The 3490-nt window shown below is 61.7% G+C and carries 4 protein-coding genes; 2 read left to right on the top strand and 2 right to left on the bottom strand.

The annotated features are described in order from the left end of the window. Both AB4Z11_RS26855 and AB4Z11_RS26850 read left to right on the top strand, forming a co-directional pair. Nucleotides 1–1324, top strand: a 1324-nt coding sequence (locus tag AB4Z11_RS26855) for a peptidase domain-containing ABC transporter (protein WP_442028897.1), incomplete at its 5' end; no start/stop codon positions are given. Then, nucleotides 1321–2580 carry a sigma-54 interaction domain-containing protein gene (locus tag AB4Z11_RS26850; RefSeq protein WP_442028896.1) on the top strand — a complete coding sequence of 420 codons (1260 nt, stop codon included), beginning with the start codon at nucleotides 1321–1323 and terminating at the stop codon, nucleotides 2578–2580. The genes AB4Z11_RS26855 and AB4Z11_RS26850, both read left to right, overlap by 4 nt. Here AB4Z11_RS26850 and AB4Z11_RS26845 read toward each other — a convergent pair whose 3' ends face one another. Together AB4Z11_RS26845 and AB4Z11_RS26840 are read right to left on the bottom strand one after the other, a co-directional pair. Then, nucleotides 2581–3294 (bottom strand): PP2C family protein-serine/threonine phosphatase, encoded by a 714-nt coding sequence (locus AB4Z11_RS26845; RefSeq protein WP_442028895.1) that lies wholly within the window; start codon nucleotides 3292–3294, stop codon nucleotides 2581–2583. Continuing rightward, nucleotides 3294–3490 (bottom strand): hypothetical protein (locus tag AB4Z11_RS26840; protein WP_442028894.1); only part of this gene is annotated, 197 nt, incomplete at its 5' end. The genes AB4Z11_RS26845 and AB4Z11_RS26840, both read right to left, overlap by 1 nt.

The following is a 3490-nucleotide window of genomic DNA, read 5'->3' as shown; positions in this document are numbered from 1 at the left end:
GCTTAACCTGCTGATGGTGTTCATTTACTTCACCATTCTCTTTCTCTACAACGTCAAGCTGACGCTGCTGCTGATCGCCTTCACCATTCCCATCATCGCGCTGACCGTGCTAGTGACGCCGAAGATCAAGGACTACGCCCGCGAGGTCTTCACCAGCGCCACCGATGCCCAATCCTTCCTGATGGAGGCGCTCGGCGGCATCGAAACCATCAAGGGCATGGGCAGCGAGCGGCCGGTGCGGCTGAAATGGGAGAAGAAGTACGTCAAATCGCTGGAATTGCAGTACAAGTCGCAGGCTTTCAACATTCTGGTCGGCCTTGGCAGCCAGTTGCTGAACTCGGCCACCACCATTGTTATTCTCTGGGTTGGCGCCACGCTGGTGCTGAGCCGTGAGCTGACCATCGGCCAGCTGATGGCCTTCAATTCCCTGATGGGCAGCGTGCTGGGGCCGCTGATGGGACTGGTGGGCTTGTGGAGCCGCCTGGCTGACGCCACCGTTGCCATGGAACGGCTGGGCGACGTCCTGGATATCGAACCGGAGCAAAAGCCCGYCGATATCGCTTCGCGCGTGGTGCTGCCCGATCTGCAAGGTGAGATCAAGCTGGATCGCATGTACTTCCGTTACGGCGACAGCGGCACGCCCTACGTGCTGGAGGACATCAGTATCGATATCAAGCCCGGTGAGCTGGTCGCCATCGTGGGCCGCAGCGGATCGGGGAAAACCACGCTGGCCAAGCTGCTGGTCGGCTTCTACCCGCCCAGTGAGGGCAAGATCGTGGTGGACGGCTACGACATCAGCGTGATCGACAAGGATTATTACCGCGCCCAGGTTGGCTACGTCATGCAGAGCAATCTGCTGTTCTCCGGCACCATCGCCGAGAACATCGCCAGCGGCGACGATAGCCCCGACCGGCGCCGCATCGAAGAAGTGGCGAAGATGGCCGATGCGCACGCCTTTATCAGCAAGATGCCCATGGGCTATGAGCAGGTGGTGGGCGAACGGGGCATGGGTTTGTCCGGCGGCCAGGTGCAGCGCCTGTGCATTGCACGCGCGTTGTATCACGATCCGCGCCTGCTGGTGTTCGATGAAGCCACCTCGGCGCTGGACACTCAGTCGGAAAGCAACATCATCGGCAATATGCAGGCGATTCTGGAGGGGCGTACGGCGGTCATCATCGCGCACCGCCTCAGTACGATCATGCGGGCCGACAAAATTGTCGTGCTGTACGAAGGCAAGATCGTCGAGCAGGGCCGCCACGAGGAGCTGCTGGAGCGGCGCGGCATGTATTACGAACTGGTGCAGAAACAATTGAACTCGGCATGAAACTCTACAATCCTGGAGGCGAGCGTGGATCGGCAATGTCCTATGCCGCGCTGCTGGAAAAGATCGAAATCCTGCGTTCGACCCTGCGCTGGTCGAGCCGGCTCGATCGTCCGGACATCGACAAGATGCTGCGCCAGACCAATGCCTTGCGCGATGAGGTGATGCAGCTGTCGCACAAAGAGCGCTTCGTGCAGGCAGTCGCCGCCACGCCAACGGAAGAAGCATCGACTGGCGAGCGCCGGCAAGCCCTGCTGGCGCGCAGCTTCGTTTTCGAAGGCACCTTCGGCGACAATCCCAAGCTGCTGGATGCGCTGGAGATCGCGGAGAAGGCAGCCCCCACCGATCTGCCCGTGCTGGTGGATGGCGAAAGCGGGACAGGCAAGGAGCTGATGGCCAAGGTCATCCACGCCAACGGATCGCGCGCCGATAAGCCCTATATCTCGGTCAACTGCGGCGCGATTCCGGACAGTTTGCTGGAATCGGAACTGTTCGGCCACAAGAAGGGCGCGTTCACAGGCGCCGCCAATGACCGCAAAGGCAAGTTCGAAAGCGCGCACAAAGGCACCATTTTCCTGGACGAGATCGGCGAGCTGCCTTTGCCCGGTCAGGTCAAGCTGCTGCGCGTGCTGCAATCGCACGAGATCCAGCGCGTGGGCTCGGATGAAATCATCAACGTCGATGCGCGCATCGTGGCGGCGACCAACAAGAACCTGCGCAAGCTGATCGAGGAAGGCACCTTCCGCGAAGACCTGTTCTACCGCCTCAGCGTGATCCACGTAACCCTGCCGCCGCTGCGTGAACGCAAGGATGAGATACCTCTGCTGTTGGCCTACTACACCGACGAGGCGGCGGAAGCGCTCAAACGCGGCCCCGTTGCAATGACGCCGCGTCTGCGCGACTTCCTGCTGCGTTACGGCTACCCCGGCAATATCCGCGAGCTGCGCAACCTGATGTACCGCCTGTCCTGCCTGGCGGGCGAAACAGCGGATCTATCGCATCTGCCGGAGGACATCCGGCCGGCGGTGAAGCGGCCCGCGGCCGGGAATGGCAGTGCCGCCACCGACAGCGCTTCACTGGCCGAGGCCAAACGCGCCGCCAGCGATGAAGCCGAATGCCGCTGCCTGGAGCGGGGACTGGAAGAGGTGAAAGGATCGGTATCGGAACTGGCGCGGCGCTGGGACATGAACCGCTCGCATCTCCAGATCCTGCTGAAGAAGCACGGCCTGCACTCCAAGGATTACCGCAAACAGGGCTGACTACAAGGCAGGATTGAGCATGGTCTTGTCGCAGTCCGCATCGTCGGCGCGCACCACCACGGCGGTGATATTGTCTCGCCCGCCGTTATTGCGGGCTTGCTCGACCAGCTCCTGCGCCGCATGAGCGCAATCGCCGGATGCCAGCAGATCCTGAATTGCCGGATCGTCGACCGGATTGCTGAGGCCATCGCTGCACAGCAGGAAAACGTCGCCATCGCGCGCGATCACGGTTTTCAGATCCAGTTCCAGCACATCGGCCGCGCCGACCGCGCGGGTGATCATATTCGAATCCGGCTGGCTGTGATCCTGCGTCAACTGCCGCAACTGGCCATCGCGGCACAGATAGATGCGGCTGTCGCCCGCCCACAGGCAGGCCATCTCGGCGCCGTGCGCCAGTAGTACCACGACGGTACTGCCGATCATCGGCACCCGGCGCGCCTGTGCATTGGCGCGCAGCTCAAGATTCACCTTGCTCAGCTTGGCGCGCGCCGCTTCGACCAGGGCCGGCAGGCTGGACGCGGTGCCCAGCGTGGCCAGCGCATCCACCACGGCGCGGCTCGCCACATCGCCGAAGGCATGCCCCCCCATGCCGTCCGCAACTGCCCACAAACCGCGTTCGGGGTGGGCGAGGAAGGCATCTTCATTGCGGCTGCGCACCAGGCCAACGTCCGTGCGCGCGGCGGAAGTCCAGCAAAGTTGGCTTTCGAGCTTCATTATCCACGCAGCGCTTTGTTCAGGCTGCTTTCATCGACCYCAACGTTCAGCGCTGCGTTGTTGCCGGTATTGGTCACGGTCACCGACTGATATTGATTGATCATCTGGTCGGCGTAGTTATTGATCTGGTAGAAGTTAATCACCGGGAATTGGCCGGAACCACCTTCGACAAATGGCCGAATCCATCCAAATACCC

It is taken from the genome of Pseudoduganella sp. RAF53_2, from assembly GCF_052113985.1.
GTDB lineage: Bacteria > Pseudomonadota > Gammaproteobacteria > Burkholderiales > Burkholderiaceae_D > Rugamonas.
The sequence above is the reverse complement of the archived record's forward strand: the minus strand, read 5'-3'. Positions and strand labels throughout refer to the sequence as shown.

What these genes read in the sequence shown, in the direction of transcription:
- AB4Z11_RS26850 (WP_442028896.1), top strand. Translation starts at nt 1,321, where the DNA reads ATGAAACTCTACAATCCTGGAGGCGAGCGTGGATCGGCAATGTCCTAT.
- AB4Z11_RS26845 (WP_442028895.1), bottom strand. Translation starts at nt 3,294, where the DNA reads ATGAAGCTCGAAAGCCAACTTTGCTGGACTTCCGCCGCGCGCACGGAC.